At 71.3% G+C, this 24,303-nt stretch carries 26 protein-coding genes; 2 read left to right on the forward strand and 24 right to left on the reverse strand.

Features of this window, described 5'->3' with window-relative positions; translation table 11 throughout:
* Nucleotides 1–79: 79 nt before the first annotated feature.
* From IF28_RS0116765 to IF28_RS0116800, 8 genes are all read right to left on the reverse strand, one after another.
* Nucleotides 80–853: an isoprenyl transferase gene (locus IF28_RS0116765; protein ID WP_030220377.1), complete on the reverse strand. Its 774-nt coding sequence runs from the start codon at nt 851–853 to the stop codon at nt 80–82.
* Between the two features lie 766 nt (nt 854–1,619).
* Nucleotides 1,620–2,429 carry a class I SAM-dependent methyltransferase gene (locus IF28_RS0116770; RefSeq protein ID WP_030220381.1) on the reverse strand — a complete coding sequence of 270 codons (810 nt, stop codon included), beginning with the start codon at nt 2,427–2,429 and terminating at the stop codon, nt 1,620–1,622.
* A 41-nt stretch (nt 2,430–2,470) separates the two neighbouring features.
* On the reverse strand, nt 2,471–3,349 hold the full coding sequence (locus IF28_RS0116775) for an LLM class flavin-dependent oxidoreductase (RefSeq protein WP_030220384.1): 879 nt from the start codon (nt 3,347–3,349) through the stop codon (nt 2,471–2,473).
* 49 nt (nt 3,350–3,398) lie between these two features.
* A complete protein-coding gene (locus tag IF28_RS0116780; RefSeq protein ID WP_030220387.1) occupies nt 3,399–4,430 on the reverse strand; it encodes a hypothetical protein in 1,032 nt (343 codons plus the stop codon).
* Nucleotides 4,418–5,080, reverse strand: coding sequence for a hypothetical protein (locus IF28_RS0116785; RefSeq protein WP_030220389.1), 663 nt, complete (start codon nt 5,078–5,080; stop codon nt 4,418–4,420). Before IF28_RS0116785 ends, IF28_RS0116780 begins: the two co-directional genes overlap by 13 nt.
* Nucleotides 5,081–5,164: 84 nt before the next feature.
* Nucleotides 5,165–5,647: a hypothetical protein gene (locus tag IF28_RS0116790; RefSeq protein WP_030220391.1), complete on the reverse strand. Its 483-nt coding sequence runs from the start codon at nt 5,645–5,647 to the stop codon at nt 5,165–5,167.
* Nucleotides 5,644–6,348, reverse strand: a complete 705-nt coding sequence (locus IF28_RS0116795; RefSeq protein WP_030220394.1) for a hypothetical protein — start codon at nt 6,346–6,348, stop codon at nt 5,644–5,646. The genes IF28_RS0116790 and IF28_RS0116795 overlap by 4 nt, the downstream gene beginning before the upstream one ends.
* Before the next feature lie 77 nt (nt 6,349–6,425).
* Nucleotides 6,426–8,660 (reverse strand): Tox-REase-5 domain-containing protein, encoded by a 2,235-nt coding sequence (locus IF28_RS0116800; protein ID WP_030220398.1) that lies wholly within the window; start codon nt 8,658–8,660, stop codon nt 6,426–6,428.
* Nucleotides 8,661–8,882: 222 nt separating this feature from the next.
* On the opposite strand from IF28_RS0116800, the gene IF28_RS0116805 reads away from it, so the two are divergent.
* On the forward strand, nt 8,883–10,406 hold the full coding sequence (locus IF28_RS0116805) for a hypothetical protein (protein WP_030220403.1): 1,524 nt from the start codon (nt 8,883–8,885) through the stop codon (nt 10,404–10,406).
* Between the two features lie 44 nt (nt 10,407–10,450).
* Entirely contained in the window at nt 10,451–10,837 is a 387-nt protein-coding gene (locus IF28_RS0116810; protein WP_030220405.1) for a DUF192 domain-containing protein, read from the forward strand.
* 61 nt (nt 10,838–10,898) lie between these two features.
* Here the strand turns inward: IF28_RS0116810 and IF28_RS0116815 are convergent, their stop codons facing one another.
* The 16 genes from IF28_RS0116815 to IF28_RS0116890 all read right to left on the reverse strand — a co-directional run bounded on the left by IF28_RS0116815 (nt 10,899) and on the right by IF28_RS0116890 (nt 24,219).
* Nucleotides 10,899–11,630, reverse strand: coding sequence for a dienelactone hydrolase family protein (locus IF28_RS0116815; protein WP_030220410.1), 732 nt, complete (start codon nt 11,628–11,630; stop codon nt 10,899–10,901).
* A gap of 165 nt (nt 11,631–11,795) precedes the next feature.
* Nucleotides 11,796–12,518 carry a Flp family type IVb pilin gene (locus IF28_RS0116820; protein ID WP_030220413.1) on the reverse strand — a complete coding sequence of 241 codons (723 nt, stop codon included), beginning with the start codon at nt 12,516–12,518 and terminating at the stop codon, nt 11,796–11,798.
* 143 nt (nt 12,519–12,661) lie between these two features.
* Nucleotides 12,662–13,309, reverse strand: coding sequence for an OmpA family protein (locus IF28_RS0116825; protein ID WP_030220417.1), 648 nt, complete (start codon nt 13,307–13,309; stop codon nt 12,662–12,664).
* An 8-nt stretch (nt 13,310–13,317) separates the two neighbouring features.
* Nucleotides 13,318–13,899, reverse strand: a complete 582-nt coding sequence (locus IF28_RS0116830; RefSeq protein WP_030220420.1) for a hypothetical protein — start codon at nt 13,897–13,899, stop codon at nt 13,318–13,320.
* 29 nt (nt 13,900–13,928) lie between these two features.
* Nucleotides 13,929–14,540, reverse strand: a complete 612-nt coding sequence (locus IF28_RS0116835) for a pilus assembly protein TadG-related protein (protein ID WP_030220424.1) — start codon at nt 14,538–14,540, stop codon at nt 13,929–13,931.
* Complete coding sequence (locus IF28_RS0116840) at nt 14,537–14,770, reverse strand: hypothetical protein (protein ID WP_030220428.1); 234 nt, start codon at nt 14,768–14,770, stop codon at nt 14,537–14,539. Before IF28_RS0116840 ends, IF28_RS0116835 begins: the two co-directional genes overlap by 4 nt.
* Nucleotides 14,771–14,930: 160 nt before the next feature.
* The gene (locus IF28_RS0116845; RefSeq protein WP_030220431.1) at nt 14,931–15,794 is read right to left on the reverse strand and encodes a response regulator; all 864 of its coding nucleotides are present in this window, start codon (nt 15,792–15,794) and stop codon (nt 14,931–14,933) included.
* On the reverse strand, nt 15,791–17,353 hold the full coding sequence (locus IF28_RS0116850; protein WP_030220434.1) for a histidine kinase: 1,563 nt from the start codon (nt 17,351–17,353) through the stop codon (nt 15,791–15,793). Before IF28_RS0116850 ends, IF28_RS0116845 begins: the two co-directional genes overlap by 4 nt.
* Nucleotides 17,354–17,369: 16 nt before the next feature.
* On the reverse strand, nt 17,370–18,257 hold the full coding sequence (locus tag IF28_RS0116855; RefSeq protein WP_030220436.1) for a DUF5936 domain-containing protein: 888 nt from the start codon (nt 18,255–18,257) through the stop codon (nt 17,370–17,372).
* Nucleotides 18,258–18,276: 19 nt separating this feature from the next.
* A complete protein-coding gene (locus tag IF28_RS0116860; RefSeq protein ID WP_030220438.1) occupies nt 18,277–19,221 on the reverse strand; it encodes a type II secretion system F family protein in 945 nt (314 codons plus the stop codon).
* 5 nt (nt 19,222–19,226) lie between these two features.
* Nucleotides 19,227–20,564: a CpaF family protein gene (locus IF28_RS0116865; RefSeq protein ID WP_030220440.1), complete on the reverse strand. Its 1,338-nt coding sequence runs from the start codon at nt 20,562–20,564 to the stop codon at nt 19,227–19,229.
* A 14-nt stretch (nt 20,565–20,578) separates the two neighbouring features.
* Nucleotides 20,579–20,941, reverse strand: a complete 363-nt coding sequence (locus IF28_RS0116870) for a TadE/TadG family type IV pilus assembly protein (RefSeq protein ID WP_030220443.1) — start codon at nt 20,939–20,941, stop codon at nt 20,579–20,581.
* A 1-nt stretch (nt 20,942) separates the two neighbouring features.
* The gene (locus IF28_RS0116875) at nt 20,943–21,353 is read right to left on the reverse strand and encodes a septum formation initiator (protein WP_106982069.1); all 411 of its coding nucleotides are present in this window, start codon (nt 21,351–21,353) and stop codon (nt 20,943–20,945) included.
* Nucleotides 21,350–22,603 (reverse strand): AAA family ATPase, encoded by a 1,254-nt coding sequence (locus tag IF28_RS0116880; protein WP_030220451.1) that lies wholly within the window; start codon nt 22,601–22,603, stop codon nt 21,350–21,352. Before IF28_RS0116880 ends, IF28_RS0116875 begins: the two co-directional genes overlap by 4 nt.
* 7 nt (nt 22,604–22,610) lie before the next feature.
* Complete coding sequence (gene cpaB, locus IF28_RS0116885; RefSeq protein WP_030220454.1) at nt 22,611–23,318, reverse strand: Flp pilus assembly protein CpaB; 708 nt, start codon at nt 23,316–23,318, stop codon at nt 22,611–22,613.
* 67 nt (nt 23,319–23,385) lie between these two features.
* Complete coding sequence (locus tag IF28_RS0116890) at nt 23,386–24,219, reverse strand: hypothetical protein (RefSeq protein ID WP_030220457.1); 834 nt, start codon at nt 24,217–24,219, stop codon at nt 23,386–23,388.
* Between the last annotated feature and the right edge of the window lie 84 nt (nt 24,220–24,303).

A 24,303-nucleotide genomic window follows, 5' to 3' on the forward strand; every position in this document is an offset into this window, starting at 1 on the left:
CCGCCATGCCACGGCATATGACGGCGCGCCGGTGAACTCCGTGTGACGCGCGATGGGTGCGCGGTGGGAAAGCGGGTGCTCAGCCGCCGTAGCGCCGGTGGCGGGCGGCGTAGTCGCGCAGTGCGCGCAGGAAGTCGACCTTGCGGAAGGCCGGCCAGAACACGTCGCAGAAGTAGTACTCCGAGTGCGCGGTCTGCCAGAGCATGAATCCGGACAGCCGCTGTTCGCCGCTGGTGCGGATGACGAGGTCCGGGTCGGGCTGGGCGCGGGTGTAGAGGTGACGCCCGATCATGTCGATGTCGACGGCCTCGGCGAGCTCGTCCATCGAGGTGCCCCGTTCCTGGGCGTCCAGCAGCATGGACCGTACGGCGTCGGCGATCTCCTGGCGGCCGCCGTAGCCGATGGCGACGTTGACCACTATCCCTTTGACGTCCGCGGTCGCCTGTTCGGCCTCCTTGAGGGTGGTCTGCATCCCCGAGGGCAGGAGATCGCGCGTGCCGACGTGGTGGACCCGCCAGCGTCCGTCGGCGGCAAGGGTGCGGACCACGTCCTCGATGATGCCGAGGAGGGGGACGAGTTCGTCCTTGGGCCGGTCGAAGTTGTCCGTCGACAGCAGCCAGAGGGTGACGACCTCGACGTCCGCCTCGCTGCACCAGCCCAGGAACTCGCCGATCTTGTCCGCGCCGGCCCGGTGGCCGTGGACGGTACTGGAACCCGAGGCCTTCGCCCAGCGGCGGTTGCCGTCCATGATGACGCCGATGTGCCCCGGCACCTGAGCGGTGTCCAGGTGGCCTTCCACCCGGCGTGCGTACAGCCTGACCAGCAGGCCACGCAGCTTGTCGCGCAGGTTCACGTGATCGTCAGCCCCTCCGTACGGATCGGACAGGCTCGGCGCTCCCCGCCGCCTCACGCGGCAAGCGGCCCGGTCTCGGCCGCGGGCGGCCCCTGTCCGTTGGCGGTCCCCGAAGGCGAAGCCTACCCCCGCGGGGGCAGGGGTCCTCAACGTCCGGGGCGGGGGTGGCCGTCGGGCGTACGGGGGCCGAGGGGGTTTGCCGGGTGCCGCCGCGCCCACCCGTGCCGCCCCAGCGGCACGATTGCCCGCGGCTGGGCGGGTTGCTGCGTGCGGCTGGGCGGGGCCCCGGTTCGGGGCAAGAAAAAACGGGCCGGTCCGTGGGGGGGGGATACGGACCGGCCCGAGGGGGGGTTTCCACCATAACCCTTCGTAAGTGATGCTGCGTACATTGGCGCGACACAACTACTCTCCGAAGTCGCCCGGCGACGCGCAGAGGGGCACGGAAGGCATCATTCCGGGGTTCGAGGTGGCCGAAAACCGGCTGAATCGCGTGAAAAGCGTGCGGTGAGGGGGCTCTGTGCCGGATGGGACACCTGCCGCCGACCGGGTGACCGCACTTTCGGCCTTCCCTCCGACGGACGACCCGGGCAGGGTCACCGGGTTGACCCGGGAGGGTGCGAGGAGACGTGAATCGGGGCACCGCGCAGCCCCCTCCACCGCGCGGTACCGCCATCCCGCGCAGCTTTGCTGACGCGAATCAACTTGGTCCGAACCTATGCGACGGCCCGCTCCGGAGACCAGCCGCATCCGATAACGATGCGGAAACTCACACCTGTCCGGAGCGGGCGCCCGTGCCCTTGCGGGCGTGGAAGAGATGCCGGGTGCTGTGGGCCACGAAGGGCCCCTCGGCTGCGATCCGTTCGTGCAGGGCGCGCAGCCGCGGCAGATACGCGTCGACGGTGAACCCGGGGACCATCCAGATCACCTTGCGCAGGAAGTGGACGACGGCGGCGATGTCGTAGAACTCGATGCGCAGCCGTTCGGCCCGCAGGTCGACGATCTCCAGTCCGGCGGCCTCGGCCGCGCGCCGTTCACGGTCCGGGTGCCGCGCGTCGCGCCGCTCGTCCGGCTGGGGGCCGAGGAAGTACTCGACGAGTTCGTGGACGCTGCCGGGTCCGACGTGCTGGGCGAAGTACACGCCGCCGTCGGCGAGCACCCGCGCGATCTCCTGCCACCGGGCCTCCACGGGATGCCGGCTGACGACGAGGTCGAAGGCGCCGTCCGCGAAGGGCAGGGACGCGTCCTCGGGCGAGGCGACGACGGCGACACCGCGCGGCCGGAGTACGGCCGTGGCCTTGGCGACGTTGGGCGGCCAGCCCTCGGTGGCGACGGCGAGCCCGGGCCGCCGGGGAGCGTGGGCGAGGGCGAAGTCCAGCACCTCCCCTCCCCCGGTCTGGATGTCGAGTACGGCCTCGGCCGCGCCCAGCCGGGCGGCCACCGCCGTGGCGTACCCCCAGGAGGGCCGGGCCTCGCTCGCCCGCCCCTCGAACCAGGAGAAGTCCCACCCCTCGGTGGGCACGGAGGCGCCCTCCTCGACGAGGTCCTCGAAGGTCCGCCCGCTCGCCTTGTCGGTCATGCACCGATCATGCCGGGAGCGGCCGCGTGCTGTCTTCTCCGTTATGACGGCACCAGTGGGCGCACTTCCTCCGCCACGAACCGCACGAAGCCCTCCGGGTCGGGTTCGTCACCGGTCGGCTGAAGGACGACGGAGTCCGCCCCGGCTTCGGCAAGCCGCTGTACGGCCTTGGCGACGGCCTCCGCGTCCCCGGCGACCCCGATCTCCGGTTCCCCGCCGACGCCCTCGGCGACCAGTTCGGCGCGCAGCCGCGCGGCCGCGCCGGGCCCGGTGGCGGCGAGGAGGTAGACGACGGTTCGGTGGGGTTCGGCGGTACGTCCCGCGGCGGCGCGCCCCTCCTCGACGAGCCGGCGCGCCTGTCGCACGCCCTCGGGTGAGGTGTTGGCGGTGAGGACGGTCCCGTCGGCGGCCTCACCGGTGAGCCGCACGGTCCTGGGTCCGGTGCCGCCGGCCAGCACCTGCACCGGTTCCTGCGGCGGCCAGTCGAGGGCGACGTCGTCGAGCCGGACGTACCGCCCCTCGGTGGTGACGCGCTCACCACGCAACAGGGCCCGCAGCGCGGCGAGATGCTCGCGCAGCAGGGTCAGCGGCGATTCGGCCCGCGCCCCGACCTGCCCCATCCAGTCCTGTACGCCGTGCCCCACGGCGAGGATCGGGCGCCCCGGGAACATCCGGTACAGCCCGGCGGCCTCCATGCCCGTGACCGCCACGTTCCGCAGCGGCACGGGCAGCAGCCCGACGCCCACCCGCACCCGCTCGGTCCACGCCAGCGCGGCGGCGGCCGTGGAGATCCCGCCTTCCCGGAAACAGTCCTCCCACAGCCAGAGTTCCTCGAGCCCGCTGTCATCGGCGAGCCGGGCGACGGAACGGAGCCGCTCGGGAGCGAGCTGGGGGCGGAAGACTGCGCCGAGTGTGGTCATGCGGGGTTCCTACCCACGTACGGCCACGGGCTCAAACGGGCCGGACGGGTCAGCGGTTGATGGCCTGGATCTCCTGGACCGTGACGTCCTGGGTCGCGCCGAACTGGCCGTCCGGGAGGTCGCCGCCCGCGCCTCCGGAGCCGGTCCAGTGGATCTCCCACGTGACCGTCGCCTGGAGGGGGAACGTGCCCTCGCCCGAGGAGCGCAGGTACTTCACGCCGCACGGCGGGGTCCGGTCCGCGTTGCCCTTCTCGTACTTCTCGCCGATCCGGCCGTCGTTGATCTCGCACACGCCGGACGCCGGATAGGTCTCCGCGTCGGGGGTGCCCGCCTTGATCTCCAGGGAGACCGGTTCCGCCGTGGCCGTCGCGTTCATACCCAGCACCGGGACGGACGCGGTGACCGACACCGGCTTGAACTCCGCGCCGTCCAGCCACGCCCACGTCGGAAGGTTCACCTTGGTCTCCTCGGCGGGGGCCAGCGTCACCTCCGTACCCGGAACACGGATCTGGGCGTAGGCGAGTTCGGCGAGGATCTCGGGGGTGACGGCGTTCTCCACGTCGGCGGGCGGGGCGTCGCCCGTGTCCACCCAGAAGTAGTCCTTCGTGCAGGAGTCCCAGCCCGGCGGGAAGCTCCGGTCGACGTACGACCCCCACCAGTAGCCCTTGCCGGACTTGTCCTTGTTGAAGCCCTTCTTCTCGTCGTCCGCGTCGTACTTCTCCCGCTGCTTGGCGTCCCACTCGTATCCCGTGGAGCCGGCTTCCCAGATCGGCTCCAGGTAGTTCTGCAGCTGCTCGGGGGTGAACATGGGGGCGTACCAGCAGGGGGGAGGACTCCAGGAGGTGGAGGAGGCCAGGGCGCCGGCCTTGTCACCGGTGCCGTTCTTGGAGTAGTCGAATTTGACGCCGCCCACTTGGACGGAGAGGTTGCCCTTGTCGTCGGCGTTGGCGGTCTGTTGCTTGTCGCCGTTGTTTCCGTACTTGTCCCGGCCGGCGTACGCCGCTTGGGACAAGAGGGCGGAAACACACACGGTAGCCAGAACCGTCGCCGCCGCCCGCCGAACGTTCCTTACGGCTGGCATTCGTCGGCCCCCCTCTCGGACACGATGTTGGTGGTCTGCCAGACGCCGTCGGCGTTCCTCTTGAGCGCGGTGTTGTACAGCACGTAACTGTCCGAGGTGGCCGCCGACTTGTCGACCTTGCCGGTCTTCTTGCTCTTGATGAACGACTTGCTCTCGTCGGAGCAGTACGTGACATAGGCCTTGTCGGCGCCGTCCAGCGTCGCCTTGCGGTTGAAGTACCGCGTCACGCCCGTCCACGTGTCGTTGCCGTCGATATAGCGCTGCGCGTAGGTGATCGAGGATTCCAGGGCTTTCTCCGTGTTGTAGAAGCCGAGCGCCTTGGTGTCCGTACTGCCCTGGAAAATCGCCTCGTCGACGGCATTGACGCCGAGAGCGTTGTCGGCGAGAACGGCGTCCTTCACCGGATCGCCTGTCTTGTCGCCCTCGAAGACGTTCTTCGCGTCGGAAGGGAACGTGATCTTCGGGCGTCCCCCGGAGTCCGGGGCGTCGGCGCTCGGGGACGCCGACTTCTCACCCCCCGTGTCCGCTCCCGCGATCTTGTCGTTGTCCTTGTCCTTGGACGGGCTGTCGTCGCTACCGCACGCGGACAGCGTCAGGGCCGCGGTGGCGGTCAGCGCGAGCGCTGCGAGCAGGGTGGGGCGGCGGTTCACAGTCGGCTCCCGGGAGGGCGAGGCTTCTCTTCAGCGAATCCAAAGCTATCGGCTGGGTGAGTACAGGCACCAGAGTGGCTGGGGTCAACTGAGCGGGCGGTCCGTGATGAGGGCCGTGAGGATCATCGGGGCGTCCCCGTCGGACTGGTTGAGGGAGAGCGCGGTCCAACGGCCGGACGGCGAGGGGCCCCAGACTTTCAGGTCCCCGAGACAGTCCTTGGCCAGGAGGGTGCGGAAGGGTTCCGGGCGGGCAACTCCCGTCGGGCGCATGACCAGTGTGCGGTGCGGGCCGAAGCGGGCGTCCAGATGCGCCGCCAGTGCCGTCAGGTGCATCTCCGCCCTCTCCTCCGCCTCGTTCCATTCGCGGCCGTACACGCCCGTGAGGGCTTCGCTCTCCCAGACGGGGAGGAGCAGGAACCCCTCACCGTGCGTCGACGCCCATGCGCCGGTCCCCGGTTCCCCCTGATCGGTTGTCGGTCCGGAAGCCGGGAGTGCGGCGGACAGCGCGGACTCGACGGCGGACACCGCGCGGGGCAGGTCGAAGGGCTCGCCCTCGCGGGCGGTCACAGCGCCGGCCGGGTCATCGGCTGGGGCAGCGGCTCGAGTGCGCCCGACGCCTTCAGGGTCTGGTACGCCTTGACGACGCTCGCCGTGTCTCCGGGGGCCGCGATGGTGAAGAGGGTGCCGCCGGTGGGGAGTTCCCTGCGCTCGGGCAGCGCTTCGGACGGCGTACGGGCCACACGTCCTGCGGACAGACAGCCCACCCAGCCGACCGACGGTGTCCCGATCCTGTAGCCCGCTTCCTTCTTCAGCGCGGACGTCACCGCCCGGTCGCCGACGTCGCCGTGGTCCGGATCCCATGACTCCGCGACGGCCGCGAGAAGTTCGGCGTCCGGGAGGCCGGGCGCGTCGTCGGGGGACACGATCGTGGCCACCAGCGACTGGAGCAGGTACTGCGGGGTTCCGCCCGCGAGTGCGGCGAGCTCCACCTTCCAGCCGGGGGCGGCGGTGTCGGCGAGGAGGCGCAGCGAGGTGCCGTCCGCCGCCGACCAGTCGTCGGCCGCCTGGGCCGTACGCAGGGCGGCGAGCAGGGACGCTTCGTCCGGCCGGATCGTCTCGCCGGATCCGGAGGCGGGCACGGTGTGCCAGGTGCCCGTCAGCTCCGGCAGCAGCCTGGCGAACCGGTCCAGTGTCATGCTCCATCGTGCGGCGAGTTCCGCCGCCGACTCCTGCCGGGGGCCCCAGAAACCCCGCACCACGCGTCGCATGTCCCGTTCCCTCTCTCCCGCTCTCCGCCGCCCGTGTCCGGCTTCACACCCTAGGTCGTACGTGCCCCGCCGCCCCGTCAGTCGAAGGCCTCGGGGCGGCGGTCGCCCGCGATCGGTTCGGGGGTGGTGTGGACGACCTCGATGTCCAGGCCTGCGTCCTCGAACGCGTCGCGGGCCGCGTCTGCGACCTCCTCGTTGGAGAAGTGCCACTCGACGTCCTTGCCGCGTGCCGCCTCGGTCTGCCTGCGTGCCTCGGCGAGAAGCCGTTCCTTGCCCGAGGGGGTGAGTTCGGTGCGGTCGGCGCTCAGGAAGCTGTCGTAGCCGTTCTTGGCCTCCAGATAGGTCTGGCGGGAGGAGTCCCAGCCGTCGAACTCGACGTCCGGGACGTCCGGGTCGGTGTGCGGGACGACGTACTCGTGTCCGCGCTGGGTGCCGGTGATCTGTTCCTGGTAGCGCAGCCAGGACTCGTTGCGCCAGTTGGGAGCGGGGTTGCGGTCGCGGCTCGCCCAGAAGCCGTCGCCGGCGTCGGCGTCGCCGTAGGTGCGGCTGTCGAGGTCGTCGGCCCAGTCCGGCGCGTTGTAGTTGCGCGGGTCGCTGGTGTCGTTGCGCTCGGGGTCGGGGTACTGCTTCTTCTTCTCCAGCGCCTGGCGGGCGCGTTCGGGTTCCTCGGCGCGTTTGCGTTCGAGGTAGGCCTGGCGTTCGGCGGCGCGGGCCGCTTCCGCCTGTTCGCGGGCCTCCTCGTCGCAGCCGCCCTCCGCCAGGACGACGTACGGGCTGCCGGCCGCCGCGAGGACGGTGGTGCCGGTGCCGGGTCCCCCGCGCGGGCCCGTGGAGTCGTAGGGGGTGCTGCGGGGCGGTGCGGAGATGGTGCAGCCGGTGCGGCGGGCGGCGTCCTCGGCCTCGTCCGCCGACTCGTCGGCGCGGCGGGCGGCGTCCTTCACCGCGTCGAGGTCGCCGGCCTCGGCGGCACGCCGGGCGTCCTGGGCGGCCTCGGTGGCGTCGTCGACGACCCGGCTGAGCCGGCCGAGCGAGCCGACCTTCTCGGCGATCTTCGCCTCGCCGTAGCCGGGGATGAAGAGGGAGCCGATGTTCCAGATGACGGTGGTGACGGCGCGCGTCTCGTTGCCGTCGTCCCACTGGTCCACGACGTCGTCGCCGATGAAGGAGTCGAACAGGACCGTGCCGCCGGTGCCGAGGGAGGATCCGCCCCAGCCGAGGATCGCGCCCAGGTAGTCGCCGTCGTCCCACATGCCGCGGGCGTCGGCGGAGTCGTCCCACCACTGGGCGCCGAGGGAACTGCCGTAGTCCATCAGGCCGTTCCACGTGTCGACGGGGCTGGTGACGACGTCCCAGATGCCGGTGACGTCGCCCCAGACACCGTCGACGAAGAGGCCGCCGCCCACCTGGCCGATCTGGTCGCCGGCGCAGCCGAAGAAGGCACCGAAGCCGGAGAAACAGCCCTCGCCCTCGTCCTCCTGGCTCCCTTCGCCCTCCTCCTCGTTTCCGGTGGTCGGGTCCTCGTACGGCGGCTCGTCGATCTCGTCCTCGGCGGCCACCGGGTGCACCACGGAGGGGTCGCCCCCGGTCGCAGGGGGTGTGTCGCGACGGCTGGGGTCCGGGTCGGCGTCGCTGTCACCGCCCTCCGCCGTCACCGGGCCGCCGTCGCCCCCGCCGGGTGCCAGGCAGGCCGTGCCGGTGACGCGGCAGACCTGGGCCTGGATGCCGGTGAGGATCCGCGGGCCCAGCCCGCTGACCAGCAGCGCGGCGATGATCGCGGCGACGACCGCGACCAGTCCCGCGTACTCCACCGCCGTCTGGCCGTCGTCCCGGCGCCATCGGATCATCCGGGGCAGGGAGAAGGGGCGCCGCTCGGGCCGGTCGAGGTGCGCGAGGCGATACCACTCGCGGCTCTCCGGGCGGGTCAGGAGGCAGAGGATCAGCAGGGGGAGGAGGAGCTGGGTGAGACCGCGGGCCGATCCGTCGGCGAGGTTGGACAGGGAGCCGAGGATCAGCCATGCCTGTACGGCGATGAGCGCGAGCCATGTCCTGGTTCCGCCCCGCCAGGTGCGCCGGGCCAGCCACCAGCCGACGACGCCGGGGGCGGCCGCGTACGCCACCTGGGCGAGCAGGGTGCCGTCGACCGCGTCGAGCGACGCCGCCGTGAGGAGCAGTCCCAGGCCACCGGCCACCGTGAGCGCGAACAGGGCGTGCACGAGCAGCATGGCCCGGGACAGCGGCCGGGGCAGGCCCCTCCCGTACCCGGGTGCGCCCCGCGCCACCCCCGACTCCGTTCCTCCCCCGTGCGAGGCCATGGCCGCCCTCCTCAAGTCCCCCGGTTCTGGGCCGTGTCTTGTGCACGACACGGCCCGAGAGTAGGGAGAGGGCGCTTTCGGGGGATGGGCCCGTGGGCCCAAACCGGCGCCCAACGGCCGTCCGGGTGACGGGCGTTGTCAGTCGGGCGCATTAGTGTCCTGATCACAGTCGCCCGGAGCGTGGCGGCCGCAACCGACGTACCGCCACATCTTGGAGCAGCCATGGGATTTGAGGCCACCTACGCCGACTTCTCCGTCGAACCGAGCCGGCTGGCGAACGCCGACGTCCGGTTCCACGGGGCCCGGTTCGCCGGGTCGCACGTGGCGCTGAGCGCGGGCGGGAGTGTGGCGCTGGAGTTCGAGGTGGCGGACCCGGAGGACGTCCCCCAGGTGACGCTCACGGTCACGGCCCTCGTCTCCAAGCTGGGCTCCGACCTCGGGTACGCGCCGATGAGCGTGCTGGTGCAGGGGGAGACGGTGGCCGAGGACCTCACCGTGCCCGGAGGCGGCGACCTTCCCCAGGACAACGTCTTCGCGGTGCCCGGCCGTCTGCTGAAGCCCGGCACCAACACGCTGGAGATACGCTCCTCGGACAAGTCCGGCAGCATGCTCTGGCTGTACCGGATCACCCTGGACCCGGTGGGGGAGCGCGGCCGCTCCGAGCGCGCGCGGACCGCGGAGGCGGCCCGGGACTCGGTCTTCACCTACGACACGGAGCTCCGCCCGGCCCACGCCTCCTCGGCGCGCTGGCAGGCCGCGCCCCGGCTGCTCTTCCACATCGACCGGGACGAGCGGTCCCTGCCCGCGCAGCTCGGCTGGCGGGGCGAGGACGGGGCCGAGTCCGCCATCAGCTTCCAGTCCGCCATGTCCGACTTCCACGGTGTGCACCGCGCCGCGGACGGTACGGCGTACGAGTACCGGGGCCGGCTCGCCGACCGTCGGCCGTACTCGGACGACACCGAGAACCTGTCCGCGTCCGTCCTGCACCGCTTCCACACGGAGGAGGGGTGGGGCGGCAGTTGGCACACCTCCCACGAGCTGCGGCTGCTCGTCGACGACGGTGGGGCGTCCGTCGAGCGGGTGACCTGGCGCGACCAGCGGGGCAACTCCGGTGTGGTGGCACTGCACGCCGCCTCCTCCGAGGTCGAGGTGACCGGCGTCGAGGCGAGCGACGAGTTCGACGACGGGGGCGAGGGCGCGGACAACCTCCTGGAGGACCGGCGCAGCAAGTGGCTGACGTTCGACGAGACCGCTCATCTCGACTTCACCCTCGCCCGCCCCACCGCCGTCGCCTCGTACTCCCTGACCTCGGCGAACGACTTCGACGACCGCGACCCCCGTGACTGGACCCTCCTCGGCTCCCAGGACGGCCGCGCGTGGACGCCGCTGGACACACGCAGCGGTGAGAGGTTCCCGGAGCGGTTCCAGACCCGGGAGTTCCACCTCCGCTCCAACGCGCGGGCCTACCGCCACTACCGTCTCGACATCACCCGCAACGCGGGCGGCTCCGAGGTCCAGCTCGCCCGGGTCCGCTTCGCCGAGGCACCCGCGGGTCAGGCGTTCACCGGCTACTACCAGCGCTGGAACGAGGGCCCGATCGGCTACCGCGGCACCCCGGTCGCCGCCGTGTCGTCGGCCGTCCCCACGGCTCCCCGCGTCGCCTCGGAACTCCAGGCGGCCGTGGCGAGCCTGTCCGAGACCGCCCAGGCACTGGCCGCGCTGGCCGCACAACTCCGCAAGCACTGACGTCCGCGATACGGTCGGGGGGTCGCGGGGAGGGGTGGTCGGGAATGGGTCGCTGGCCGGACGGACACGGGGAGTTGACCATCTGGCCGGAGGGGAACCCGCCGGCCGTCATCCCCCTGGAGATCGCCACCTCCTACCGGGCCCGCACGAGGGGCCTGCTGGGCCGGGACTCCCTCTCCGGGGCCCTGCTCCTCTCCCCCGCCAGCAGCATCCACACCTTCCGTATGCGCATCCCGATCGACGTGGCCTACCTCGACCGCCGCCTCCACGTCATCGCCGTACGCACCATGCCCCCGGGACGCCTGGGCCTGCCCCGGTGGCGTGCACGGCATGTACTGGAGGCGGAGGCGGGGGCGATGGAGGGGTGGGGGCTGCGGGTGGGGTCCCGGGTGGAAGTGACCCCTTCGAGTGGGCCGGGCCGCCGCTGTTAGCCGAACGCGCCGACCGGGAACGGATCCCGATCGGCACGTCGCGGACCGCAGGCGCGGGCTGTCAGCCGAGGTGCCGGGTGAAGAACCGCAGTGTGCTGTCCAGTTCGAATCCCGGGATCTCCCCGTGCTTGCCGGGGTTGGCGTGCAGGGTCTTCTCGGCCGAGGCCAACGCGTCGAACAGCGCCAGGCCGTCGGCCCGCGGGACCCGCTCATCGTCCCACTGCACCAGGAACTCCACCGGGACCGTGATCCGCGCGGCGGCCTCCGCCGATGCGAGCGCCCCGCCCAGGCCCAGCACCGCCGCGCGGACCCGGGGTTCGTCGGCGACGAACGGAACACCGAGTCCGCACCCCAACGACACTCCCCAATAGCCCACCGGACCGGCACCGACGTGGTCGAGCTCCTGGACCGCGTCCAGAACCGTCCGCCATTCCGGGACGGTCCGGCGAGCCACGAGCGCCTGGAAACCGGCGATCAGCGGGGCCAGTTCCTCCCCGGCAGCCACGCGAGCCTGGTTCTCGGTCGCGATCCGGTTGAACTCCTCATCCATCGGTCGGTCGCCATGGCCGGGCACGTCCACCGCCGTGACCGCGAAACCGCACTCGGCCACGAAGCGGCGCGCACGGGCCAGGATGCCGGGGTCCTTCTTGTGCCGGCCGCCGCCGTGTCCCATCAGGATGAGGGGCCGAGTACCGGCGGCACCTGCCGGCGTCCACAGCACGCCGGGAATCTCGCCGAGGGTGAAGAGCTGTTCACGGACGCCGTCGGACGACGTCTCAGAGCTGAAGCGCATAGCGTTTCGAGCCTTTCGGGATGCCTTCTGCGGGCACTCCCCAGGCCATGCGAGAGAGGGAGCCCCGACCTGTCACAGCGTTGATCGGTCTCACCTCCTCGGTTCGCGGTAACGCACAGCGAGGCGGAACGTACCACGGAAGGCCCACCAACTTCGCGGAGTTTCCTAGCCCTTCCTGATCCCGTCCTCCGCTTTCCCGCCTCCTCGGATGGCGTCCCGATCCTTCGAGCCCCCGGTGATTCCGTCGGCAGTACCGAAGCCGCCGATGATCGCGCCACCGATCGCTCCGCCGCCGCCGATGATCGCGCCACCGATCGCTCCGCCGCCGCCGATGATCGCGCCACCGATCACCTCGCCGCCCCCGACGATCGCGCCGCCGATCATGCCGGCGTCGCCGATGGGGCCTTCGCCGCTTCCGTCGCCTTCCCGCAGGCCGTCCCCGGGACCGGGCCCATGACCGGCCTCGGCGCCCGGGTCCTCTCGCCCCGCGCCACCTGGCACAGGTCCGGGACCGGAACCCAGCCCCGGCTCCTCCCCGGCGGCGTCTCCTCCCCCATGGCCCCTGATCCCGCTCTCGTCGTTGCCGCTCTCGTCGTCATCGGGGAGGAAGTCGTCCAGGCCCGTACCCGACAGCGGCTCCCCGTTCAGGTCGCCGTCCACCGGCACGTCCCCGCCGTCGCCGGAGGCCGGGCAGCCCCCGCCCGCGACCGCGCAGACCGCGGAGCCGATCCCCGCGTGGATCGGGCCGCCCACGCCGCTGAAGGCGAGCGTGGCGACGACCGTCGCGACGACCGCGATCAGACCCGCGTACTCCACCGCCGTCTGCCCCTCGTCCCGGCGTCGGCGGATCGATGTACGGGTCACCGTGCGCACTTCGCTCTGGGACATGGCCGCTCCTCAACCCAACTGTGGCGTCCCGCACTTACCGGTCAGTACCACTCGATGGTAGGAAGCGCTTACGGCCGTGGCATGGGCCCGTGGACCCAAATCGGCGCACACCCCCGCACGACGGGCCATCCGCCGCTCTCGGGTCAGTTCGCCGTGCGGGGGAAGGTGATCTCGACCCTGCGGTTCTTCTTGCGGCCGGCCTCGGTGGAGTTGTCGGCGATCGGGAACTGCTCGCCGTATCCGCGTACCTCGTAGGTGATGTTCGCGTCGCTCAGCTCCTGGCCCAGGACGGCCTGTACGGCGTTGGCGCGCTGGCGGGACAGTACGTCGCCGTGGGCGGACGAGCCCAGGTTGTCGGTGAAGCCGAAGACGCGGACCTTCGACGCGTTCTGCGTCTTGATCTCGCCCGCGATCGCGGCGATACGGGCCTTCGCCGCCGCCCCGAGCTTCGCACTGTCCTTGCCGAACAGCACCTCCGCCTGGAGCGCGAACGTCACGTCCGCGTTCGTGTCCTCCCGGCGCTCGTCACCGCTCTTGTCCTCCACGATCGCCTTGATGTCGAGCACCTTCGGCTCGGTGAGCGTGGCGCCCTCCGGGAGCTTGAGGTCGGGGTCGTTGGGGTCGACCTCGACGGGCGCCGACGCGGACGCCTCGGTTCCCGGCGGAACGCCGGGGCCGTCGTCCGCCCGGGCCACCACCGCGCCGTACAGGTTGGCGGCGACCATGACCGTGGCGGCCGAGAGGACCAGGGCGAGGCGCGGAGGCGCCACACGGGTGGGGTTTCGCGTCATGGCGGGCCTCACCCGGAGATCTTGATCGTGCCGCTGGAGAACGTCGGCACCTGCAACGTCACGTCGGCCGTGTCGGTCGGCGGAGCGGGGAACTGCATGAACACCGGGAGGGCCTGACCCGCGTCGAGGGTGGTGAGGCCCGTCGTCGTCAGCGGGCGGCCGTCCGTGTCACGCAGCACGTAGTAGCGCTTCTTGCCCTTGGAGTCCACGAGTGTCGCCCCGCCCAGCGACTGCCCGTGCTTGACGACCTCGGTCTCGTCCCCGCTCGTCTGGGCCGGGATGGCCACCGCTTCCGCGCCGTCGTTCTTGAGGTTCCCGCTCACGGTGACGAAGCCGCCGGAATCCCGTGCGGCAGAGGTGATCTGGAGCAGCAGCCCGTCCGTGCCCTTGAGCTCGGCCAGCGGAGTCTCCTCCTGCCCCTCCTGAGCACTCGGCTGCGATCCGCCGTCCCCGGAAGCGGATGCCGAGGGCTTCGGCTTCTCGTCGTCGCCACCACCGCCGCCGCAGCCCGCCATACCGAGAGCCAGGCCGGCCACCGCGGTCAACGCGACCATCCCCCTGCGGGCCTTCGCAGTGATCCGCATACTCATCGCTCCGCTTCCTTCGTCACTCGTCGTCGCTAGTCAGTCGCCAGGTGGACTTCGAACAGGTCCTCGGGCTCGGGAAGGAGTTCGTCCGGTCCGTCGGGGTCCAGCTTCCATCGCTCGCCGTCACAGGTGAGCAGGGGCAGTACGTCTTCATCTTCTTCGGCGTCCTCGGCCGGGAGCTGGAAGGTGCAACGGGGTTCGATCACGGCGGTGGCGGACGCGTGGGACTTCCGTGTCTCCGTGCCGGGAACGACGGATTCCCCTACGGGTCTGTTGGCCTGGACGACGACTCGGTACCTGAGAAGGCCCTCGGGGTCACAGTCGCGCACGGCGGCGTCGTTCCGCGCGGCGAGCTCGTACGCCCGCCCGCAGGTCGAACCGATGCCGTCGACGTTGCCGTTGAAGATGGCCAGCCACTTCTCCGGGTCGAGCAGGTCCTGAGCCCACCGGTCCGCGAGTGCGTCCCGGGTGTCCTGCGCCGCCGCGAGCGCCGCCGCGTCGGCGGCGGTCTGCGCGCCGTTCCGGTTCACCGCTGCCTGGCCGACCGCGAAGTACGCGAGCGCGAGAAAAAGCAGGCCCCCCACCACCGTGATGTAGATGGGGAAGGCCTGCCCTGCGTCGCCGTACCGGCGGGATCGCGTCAAGGAGCGACCTTGGCGATCTGTGCGTTGATCTTGGTGAGGATCGTCTGACCGATGCTCGTGCCGGTGATCGCGAGCACGATCAGCACGACCACCGCGATGATCCCCAGGTACTCGACCGCGGTCTGCCCCTTGTCGGCGTTGCGGCGCCGCAGGGCCTCGACGGTCGTGTCCCTCCAGCCGTTCACGCGGACCTTGGTCGCGACGGCGGTCTTCATCATCAGGTCGCTCATGGTGTTCCCCTCCGGCTGACGCAACAGCGGCCTGGTTCACGGGACCGCTTTCGACCTCTGCAACGTAGGGGTGGGAGCCCTGTCCCGCCGAGGGCCCCAGGGCCCAGTCCCGGGCCCAAAGACGGGCCCATGTCCTCGTCCTCGCCGCAGTCACCGGAGGTCACCCCGTCCCTCGGTGCGAGCCCTGTGCCGTGCCCAGCCACTTCGCCGCGGCCTCGGAACGGCTCGTGCTGTGAAGCTTGGCGAAGATGCGGTTGATGTGGTTCTTGACCGTCTTCTCGCTGATGAAGCACGTGGCGGCGATCTGCTGGTTGGTCATGCCGGATGCGATGAGGTCCATGATCTCCGCCTCCCTCGCACTGAGTTGGAACGCCGACCGGTCGGGGGCGGCCGGACGGCCACCTGTCCACCCAGACGACGATCGTGCCATATCCGGTTGCAGTTGCGAAAGGTTTTCCGCAGAAGTAGACGAGGATGGGATGTGCGATACGTCGACTCCGTTTGCACCGGGCTTAGTTGGGTGGCTCGCACCCAGTCCCTCCGGCAGCACTCCGGTCGGTCGCGGGTTCTCCCGCAGTTGCGAGAGCAACGCCCCTGCTGCCGTGGGGGTGAAGTGGGGCCTGCCCTGTCCGATGTCTCGGATCGCCGCGACCAGTTGGTCCGCCGTGAACTCGCCGTGGACCAGGTAGCCGCCCGCTCCCCTGCGCAGGGCCTCCTGGACGATCTCCGACTCCCTGCTGTACGTCAGCATCACCACCGGAGCGATCCGTACCAGGTACGGAAGTGCCGAGATGCCGTCCACACCGGGCATACGGACGTCCAGCAGGACCACGTCGGGGCGGTGGGCGTGGGCCGCCTCGTAAGCCGCGCGGCCGTCGGCCGCCTCCGCCACGACCGTGATGTCCTCCCGACCGGTGAGAAGGGCGGTCAGGCCGGCGCGGACCACCGGGTTGTCGTCGGCCACCACGACCCGCAGCGGGGCCGGGGGCGGGACGTTCGCGAAGGGGTTCGGCGAGGTCGTCATGGGGTGGCCTCCGTGGGGGTCGTCAGGGCCGCCAGCGGGAGTTCCAGGCGGACCTCGGTGCCTCGCGTATGCCCGCCCCGGCCCACCCGGATGCGGGCTCCGACGGAGGCCGCCCGCTCGACCATGCCGATGAGGCCGAAGTGCCCCGCCCGGCGCAGTTGTTCGAGGTCGGTGCCGGGCGGGAGGCCGCTGCCGTCGTCGTACACACTGATGCGGAGCAGGTCACCGTGGACGCCGGCTTCGACGTCGACACGTGTCGGTTTCGCGTGGCGGTGGGCGTTCTCCATGGCCTCCGCGGCGATGGTCAGGAGTTGGCGGGCCACGGCGGGCGGGACGGGCGGGACCGCGTGCTCGCCGGTGGGGCGGTAGGCCGCGGGGAGTCCGGTGCGGGTGGCGAAGTCCCGGGTGCGGGCGGCCAATTCCACGAGTACGTCCGTGCCCTGGTGCGGGTCCGACTCCCTGCGCAGGTCGGCCAGGAGTTCGCGGGATTCGGCGGCGGCCCTGCGGGCCGAGCGGGCCACCAGTTCCGCCTGTTGTCTCACCAGGGACGGGTTCGGGTGCGGGGCGTTCGCGGTTCCGGTCAGGCCGTCCGCCGCCAGGGCCACTCCGTGGAGGGTCTTGGCCACCGAGTCGTGCATCTCGCGTGCCAGGCGGGCGCGTTCGGCGCTGACCGCCTCCGTGACGGCCAGGCGGGCCTGGACGGTGCCGAGGGCCTGGGTCGCCGTGCCCAGGCGGAGCATCAGGTTGCGGAGGCTGGAGCCGACCGCGCCCGCGACCACGCAGAGGCCGGGAAGGATCAGGGTCTCCGCCGGGTTCGTACGGGGGTTGTCCAGGGCCGCGTAGACGAGAAGCAGGATCAGGCCCTGGAGGGAGGCGAAGACCGCCGCGCCGCGCCAGCCGTAGATCAGGCCGGCGAGGAGGGGCGTGCAGACGCTGACGTAGGCGAGGGTGGTGTCGGGGCCGGCGGAGATGAGGAGCAGGGCTCCGAAAAGGGTGTCCGCGGCAAGGAGGGTGGGGTGGCGGAGGAGGAGGGGGCCGAAGCGTTCCCAGTCCCTGAAGAGGACGTAGGAGGCCATGAAGGTGGCCACTACGGCGAGGGCGACCAGGCGGGTGCTCCAGCCTTCGGCGGCGTTGAGGAGGGCGGAGGGGGTTGCCAGGGCGATCATCGCCAGCCTGAAGCCGAAGGCCTGCCGGCACAGGGCTTGGAGGGCGTTGATCTGGATCTGCACGTCCGGTGCGGCTGGTGCGGGTTGCGGGTGGTGCATCCGGCCTTCGGCCGGATGTGGGTTCCCACCCGCACCACCGGTGCGGGTCTCGTCGTCGGGTGCGGGTGGCCCCTGCGGGGCGCCTCCGCCGTCGGCGGCTGACCGTCCCCGGTCATGTGATGCCTCCGCCGGTTCCCAGCCCGGCGGCAGTGCCGGGGTCGCCGACGTCACCGGGATGTCCGGGGCGCCCGTCCTGGTGTGGGGTGGGAGGACCGTGCCGGTGGGCGGGGTGGTGATCTCCGACGGTTTCGCGGCGCGGCGGAACAGACCCGTGCGGTCCCTCGTCGTCGTCATCGCGCCCGCCCCCGCCCTACTCGCCCGTGACCGCGCCGAAGTCGATGCCGGAGCCGAGGATCAGGCCGGCGCCGAGGAGGATCATCGTGGCCGGGACCATGAACGTGGTGATCATCATGGTGGCCTTGGGCACCGCGCGGGCCGCCTTCCGGCGGGCGTTCTGCGCATCCGTACGGCGCATGTCCTTGGCCAGGGACACCAGCGTCTCCACGATCGGCGCACCCAGCTCCTCACCCTGCTGCAGCGCCGACACGAACATCGCCACCTGCTCCGAGTCGTTGCGCCGGCGCAGCTCCGTGAACGCCTGCCTGCGGCTCATGCCCAGGTCCATCTGGCGCAGCGTGATGCGGAGTTCGTCCGCCCACGGGCCCTCGTACTTCTGCGACACCCGGTCCAGGGCCTGCCGGAAGCCCAGACCCGCGCTCACCACCACCGCCAGCACGTCCAGGAAGTCCGGCAGCGTCCGCTCGATGACGTCCCGGCGGACGCGGATCGCCGACCAGATGCCGACCTCCGTCCAGAACGCGCCGAAGGCGAGCAGCAGCAGGGCCATGAAAGGCTGGCCGCGCATCAGGAAGACCAGGCAGCCCACGACGCCCAGGAAGCCGTACACCGCGCGCCGGGCCGCGTAACGGTCGATGGTGAGCCCGCCGGGGTTGCTCGCCAGGTCGATCTTGCGGCGGTACTTGGCGACCTGCTTGGGTCCCATGATCCGCAGCACGGCGGGCGCGTACCGCATGCCCATGCGGTCGACGAGGGAGTCGACCGCGCCCGTGCGGGTGGAGCCGACCTCCAGGGCGAGGGCCAGGTCGGTGGGGAGTTTCACCTCCGCCCGGTACATACGGACGCCGGCGAAGACGCCGTAGACGGCGAGGCCCGTCAGGAGGGCCAGCAGCAGTGCCATGTCGGTCGGCCTCCTTCGCTCAGACGTCGATACGGGACAGGCGGCGGATGAGGAAGAAGCCGACGGCATAGAGGCCGAACGCGGTGATCACCGCGAGCTGACCGGCCGGGGAACCGGTCATCCGGTCCAGGGCGCCGTCCTTCACGCCGTTCATGAGGAACAACGCGCCGACGCCCAGCACCGGCACGGCGTACGACGTCATGCTGACCTGCGAGAGCTGTGTACGGACCTCCCGCCGGGTCTCCTTCCGCTCCTCCAGCGTCTCCGTGAGGTTCCGCAGCGCGCTCACCACCTGTCCGCCCGCCCGGTTGGAGAGCACCAGGGTGGTGACCAGGACGACGAGTTCGCGGGACGGGAGACGGTCGGCGAGTTCGCCGAGGGCGTCGTCCATGGACGCGCCGACCGCCAGCTGGTTCGCCACCTTGGACAGTTCCTCGCCCGCCGGGGCCTCCAGCTCCTCCGCCGCCATGCCGATGGCGGTACGGAGGGCGAGGCCGGCCTGGGTGGCGTTGGCGAGGATGCGGGACAGTTCCGGGAGCTGGTTGATGAACTTCTCGATGCGTTTCTGCCGCTGCCAGTTGAGGAACTGCAGTGCCGCCCAGATGCCGAGCAGTCCGGCGATCGGGCCGAAGAAGGGGGCGAGGGTGGCCTGGCCGATGAGCCACAGGCCGGCGACGGTGGCGAGCATGTAGACGAGGAACTCGCCCGGGGTGATGTCCAGTCCGGTGGCAGCCAGCCGCAGTTCGAGTTTCCTGCCGGGTTCGGTGCGGCGCAGGCGGCGGTCCAGGGTGGGGAAGTGACGCCGGCGGCCGGTGACGGGGATCTGACCGGTGGCCGACAGCCGGTCCACCAGTGCCTGCCGCTGTGCCCTGCCGGTGGCGTACGTGTGCACGCCGACGACCGCGAGGACACACGTCAGCAGCGTGATGCCGGTGGTCAGCGTGATCAGGTTCCGCAGCTCCATGGGGACTACCTGGCTTCTCGGGTGGCGAGCTGGTCGAAGGACTGGGCGACGCCGAACGCCGGGGGGACGGGCTGGCTCGCCATGTACAGGCGGTCGGCGGTGCGGCGCGGCAGGGGGTGGTGCTCGTAGGCGCCGTGGACACGGCCGTCGGCGGTCATCGGGCGGGCGTGGAAGCGGGCCACGGTGGCCAGCCGGTACGGTTCCCCGCCGTGGCTCTCCAGCAGGGCGACCTCGGTGATACGGCGGGCGCCGTCGGCGAAGCGGGTGAGCTGGACGATGACGTCGACGGCGCTGTTGATCTGGTCGTGCAGGGCGACGAAGGGGATCTCCACGTCCGACATGGAGGCGAGGGTCTGGAGGCGCATCAGCGCGTCCTCGGCGCTGTTGGCGTGGACGGTGGCGAGGGAGCCGTCATGGCCGGTCGACATGGCCTGGAGCATGTCCAGGGACTCGCCGCCGCGGACCTCACCGACGACGATGCGGTCGGGGCGCATCCGCAGGGAGTTGCGGACCAGGTCGCGGATGGTGACCTTGCCCTTGCCCTCGACGTTCGGCGGGCGCGACTCCAGACGGATGACGTGCGGCTGCTGGAGCTGGAGTTCGGCGGAGTCCTCGATGGTGATGATGCGTTCGCCCTCGGGGATCAGACCGGAGAGGGCGTTCAGCAGGGTCGTCTTCCCGGTGCCGGTCGCGCCGGACACGATGACGTTGAAGCGGGCCTGCACCAGTCCGGCCAGCAGGTACAGCATGTGCTCGTCGAGGGAGCCGAGGCCGATCAGCTCCTGGAGGGTGAAGGACCGCGGGAAGCGGCGGATGGTGAGGGTGGCGCCGGTCAGGGAGAGCGGCGGGATGATGACGTTGACGCGCTCGCCGGAGGGAAGGCGGGCGTCGACCATGGGGTTGGACTCGTCGACGCGGCGGTTGACGGTGGAGACGATGCGTTCGATCGTCTGCATCAGCTGGTCGTTGGAGGCGAAGCGGATCGGGAGTTGCTCCACTCTGCCGCCGCGCTCCACGAAGATCGCGTCGGGGCCGTTGACCATGATCTCGGTGATGGACGCGTCCTCGAGGAGCGGTTCGAGGATGCCGAGGCCCAGTGCCTCGTCGACGACCCTGCGGATCAGCTGGGAGCGCTCGGCGGTCGACAGGACCGGGCCCTCGCGGCTGATGATGTGGCCGAGGACGCGTTCCAGCCGGGCCCGGCGCTCGGCCGCGGCCAGCGAACTCATCTCGGCGAGGTCGATCTCCTCGAGGAGCTTGGCCCGGTAGGAGGCGACCAGATGGCCGTCCTCGCCCCGGCCGGCCTTCTCCTCGGGGGAGTTGATGCGTGCCCGCAGGCTCATGGGTCGCGTGCTCCTCAGTGGTCTCGCGGCATCGTGGCGGACTTCCGGACGGGGTCGAAGTTCCAGCCCGGCACGATCGAGGGGATGTCGACCGTGGCGGAGACGGTGATCTCGTCGCCTCCCGAGGAGCCCTCGCAGGAGGTGCCGTCGGCGAGCCAGGTGCTGACGGCGGCCCTGCACGTGGTGCCGTACGCCTCCCCCAGTGACGCGCTGCGCGCCCCGGCGCGGGCCGCCGTACCCGCCTGCTGGGTGGTGTAGGCGACCAGGCCGAGCTGTACGGCGGCCATGGCGACGATGAGCAGGATCGGGAGGAAGCCCAGGTACTCCAGGGCCACTTGGCCCCGGTCGCGGGGGCGGCGACGGGATGCGTACGGCATGTCAGTCCTTCTCCTCCTCGACCGCGCCCGCGTGTCCCTTCACATCGAGGGGGAGGGAGACGACGCCGGGGAAGAGGAGGGGGACGGCCAGCCGTACGTCGGCGGTGACGAAGCCGCCCGAGGTCGCGCAGTTCACGGTCGCCCCCTCCGCCCACGCTTGTGACAGCTTGTCCCGCCCCGCCGCCCGGCAGGCGCCCTGGCGGGCGTCCGGTGGCGCCGCCGTGGCCTGCCGTACGGCCTCGTCCGCAGCATTCCCCGCGAGAGTGAACGCGTACCCCACCAGGACGAGCTGCCACAGCACCACCAGGGTCACGAGGATCGTGGGAGTCATGCCGAGGAACTCGATGGTGACCTGGCCCCGGTCGCCGAGACGGCCGCGGCCTCGCGCGGGCAGTACGGCCTTCATGGTCATCCCCCCGAGTCCCTGCGCCGCCGGAAGCTCACCGACCCCCGGTCGCCACGCGGCCGGCCGGTGCGCCGGTCGCCCTGGACGGCTCTGACCAGGCCGAGTTCGCCGGCCAGACCCCACAGGGCCTGTTTCACGGCGCTCTTGTTCTCCAGTTCGTGCACGCGGCCCGCGTCCACCACGGCCTGGAGTTCCTTGAAGTGGGCCGGGATCACGGTGGCGGCGACGGCCGTGCCGGTGATCTTCCGGATGAGCGGGGGCTGGATCTCCGTGGACCGGGTGTGCCGGTTGACGACCACGGTGGTCTCCTCGGCCTTGCGGATCTGCAGCCGGTCCCACATCCGCACCGCCCGCTTGGCCCCCCGTACGGCGACGACGTCGGGCGTGGTGACCAGCAGGGCCGTGTCGGCCATCTCCACGACGGCCGCGCCGGCGCCGCCGAGCTGGGCGCCGCAGTCGATGACGACGACCTCGTACCGTGAGCGCAGCGCGCTGACGATCTGGCGGGCGGAGCGGTCGCTGACCTCCTCGCCGCGTTCGCCCTCGCCGGGGGCGAGCAGCAGGGCGAGGCCGGTGTCGTGCCGGAAGACGGCGTCGGCGAGGACGCGCGGGGAGATGTCGGTGATGGCGGCGAGGTCGACGACGGAGCGGCGGAACTGGACGTCCAGATAGGCGGCGACGTCCCCGGTCTGCAGGTCCATGTCGAGCAGTGCGGTGGTGCGGCCGGAGGCCTGGGCGGCGAGGGCGAGCTGGATCGCGGTGAGGGTGGCGCCGACGCCGCCCTTGGCGCCGCTGACGGTGACGACGGTGCCGCCGACACCGGTGAACACGTCACCGCCGGACCCGAGATGGCGTCGTACGCCGACGGACCACTGGGCGACGGCCTGGACGCGGCTGGCGAGTTCCTCGTAGCTGAGCGGGAGGGCGACCACGCCGCGGGCGCCGTAGTCCATGGCGGCCTGGAAGAGGCCGGGGCTCGGGTCGGAGGTGACGAGGATGACGCCGACGGCGGGGAAGCGCAGGGCGACCTCGCGGATCAGCTCCAGGGCCGGGACGGGTCCGATGCGTTCGTGTACGACGACGACCTCGGGCAGTTCGTCGACGGACTCGGCGGCCAGGCGCGCGAGGGTGTCGACGAGCTGGGTGGAGTCGACGACCGGGGCCACCGGCTCGGCGTCCGGGAGCTGGCTGAGCAGTGTGGTGATGGACCGGACCGCGTCCGCGTCGCCGACGGCCGGCAGGATCCTCGTGGGCATGCGGCTCTCACTTGTCCTTCGCGAGTTCGTACGTCCGCTGCGAGTCCGGTACGGCGCCGTCGGTGCCGGGCGCGACCAGGGCGAGACGGACGCGCTTCGCGAACGACTCGGCGTAGGTGATGCGCTGGGCGTCGACGGCGGACAGCGCGAAGGTGATCGGGACGGCGTCGGTGGGCTCCCGGCCGCGGTCGTTGTCGTCGGACTGGAGGGCGGTGAGCCGGCCGACGTCGAGGACCTTGGCGTTGGTCACGATGACCCTGGACTGGTCCGGCTCGCCCTCGCGTTCGCCCTCGAAGGTGGCGTAGACGTTGACCGCGGCGCCGGGTGTGATCTTGCCGGCGACACCGGTCGCCGCGTCGATCATGATGGCGACCTCCTGCTGCCCCGGCTGCAGGGCGGGCTGGTCGACGATCATGTCGCTCTGCAGCAGGGAGCCCTCGCGCAGCTTCGTCACGGCGATCTTGCCCCGGATGTCTCCGAGGTCGGTGACCGCGTTCTTGGACAGCCACCGCTCGGGCATCTCGATCTGCTCGAACTGGCCCGTGGCGAGGGGGGTGTAGGGGTCCACGTCGTTCTTCAGCCGGTACGCGGTGACCTCGGGGCCGACCTTGGACTCGACGTCGCTGATGACGGAGAGCACGCCGGCGAACGCGCCGAGGGCGCACAGGACCGACAGAAGCAGGAGTATCACGCCGCGGCGCTGACGGGAGTTCATGAACCGTGCAACCTCATCGGGGATATCGGTCGAGCGGAATCGGACGGGTCGGGGCGGGCCGTGCGGGTCAGGTGCCTCTGGTGAGGGCCGGGGTGCCCTCGGGTGCGGGCGGTACGGCGGAGCAGAACACGCAGCGGTCGCCGATGACGTCGATGCCGCACCAGTGGCAGCTGCCGCGCCGTACGGAGGTGACCAGTTGGTAGAGCACGGAGAGATCGGGCAGATAGGTGCAGAACTCGACGACCTTGCCGGTTCCCCACCAGTTGGGGGATTCGGCCGGGAGCGGGGTCTCGCGCAGTCCCTGGACGTTCCAGGCCGGGGCCAGGGTGGTGGTGACCCAGTCGGACTGGAGCTGGCCCTTGGCGACGAGCATCCAGGTGCCGAACTCGGGGCCGTCGAGGCGGGTTTCGGGGCCGAGGCGGACGAGTTGCGGCTGCGGGTGGGCGACGACGGCGAACTGGGTGCCCGGCATCCAGGACTTGGCGTGCTGCTTCAGGTCGACGGGGACGCGGTCGAGGCGGGCGACGGAGCCCAGCAGGGCCCCGGCGTGGATGTAGTGGATCAGCAGCCGGCCGGCGGAGGCGAGCACGCCGGGGCTGAGGTCGCAGGAGGCGAGCTGCCGTAACTGGCGCACCAGGACCGCGAGTCCCAGGGGCGGCAGGTCGGGGCTGAAGAGGGCTATCCGGTCGCTCTCCAGGAGGGAGCGCAGGGTGTGCAGGCGCCGCTGGACGGCGGTGGGGGCGGTCCGGGAGCCGACCACGATGACATGGCCGTGGTGCTCGAGGAGCAGTTGCAGCTCGTTCAGGACCTGTTCGAGCGGGCGGGTGTCGATGTCCCGCAGCACCACCGCGGGCAGGGTGCGTTCGTCCTGCGCCGGCAGTGCCATGTCGGCGCCGGTCACGGCAATGGCAGTTGGCACGCGCGGCTCCCCGTTCTCCCCATGCCCGACGGCCCACCGGGCGTTACTCCGATGCACCCTGGTGAC

The sequence above is a fragment of the Streptomyces sp. NRRL WC-3626 genome (genome assembly GCF_000718785.1).
Classification (GTDB): Bacteria; Actinomycetota; Actinomycetes; order Streptomycetales; family Streptomycetaceae; genus Streptomyces; species Streptomyces edwardsiae.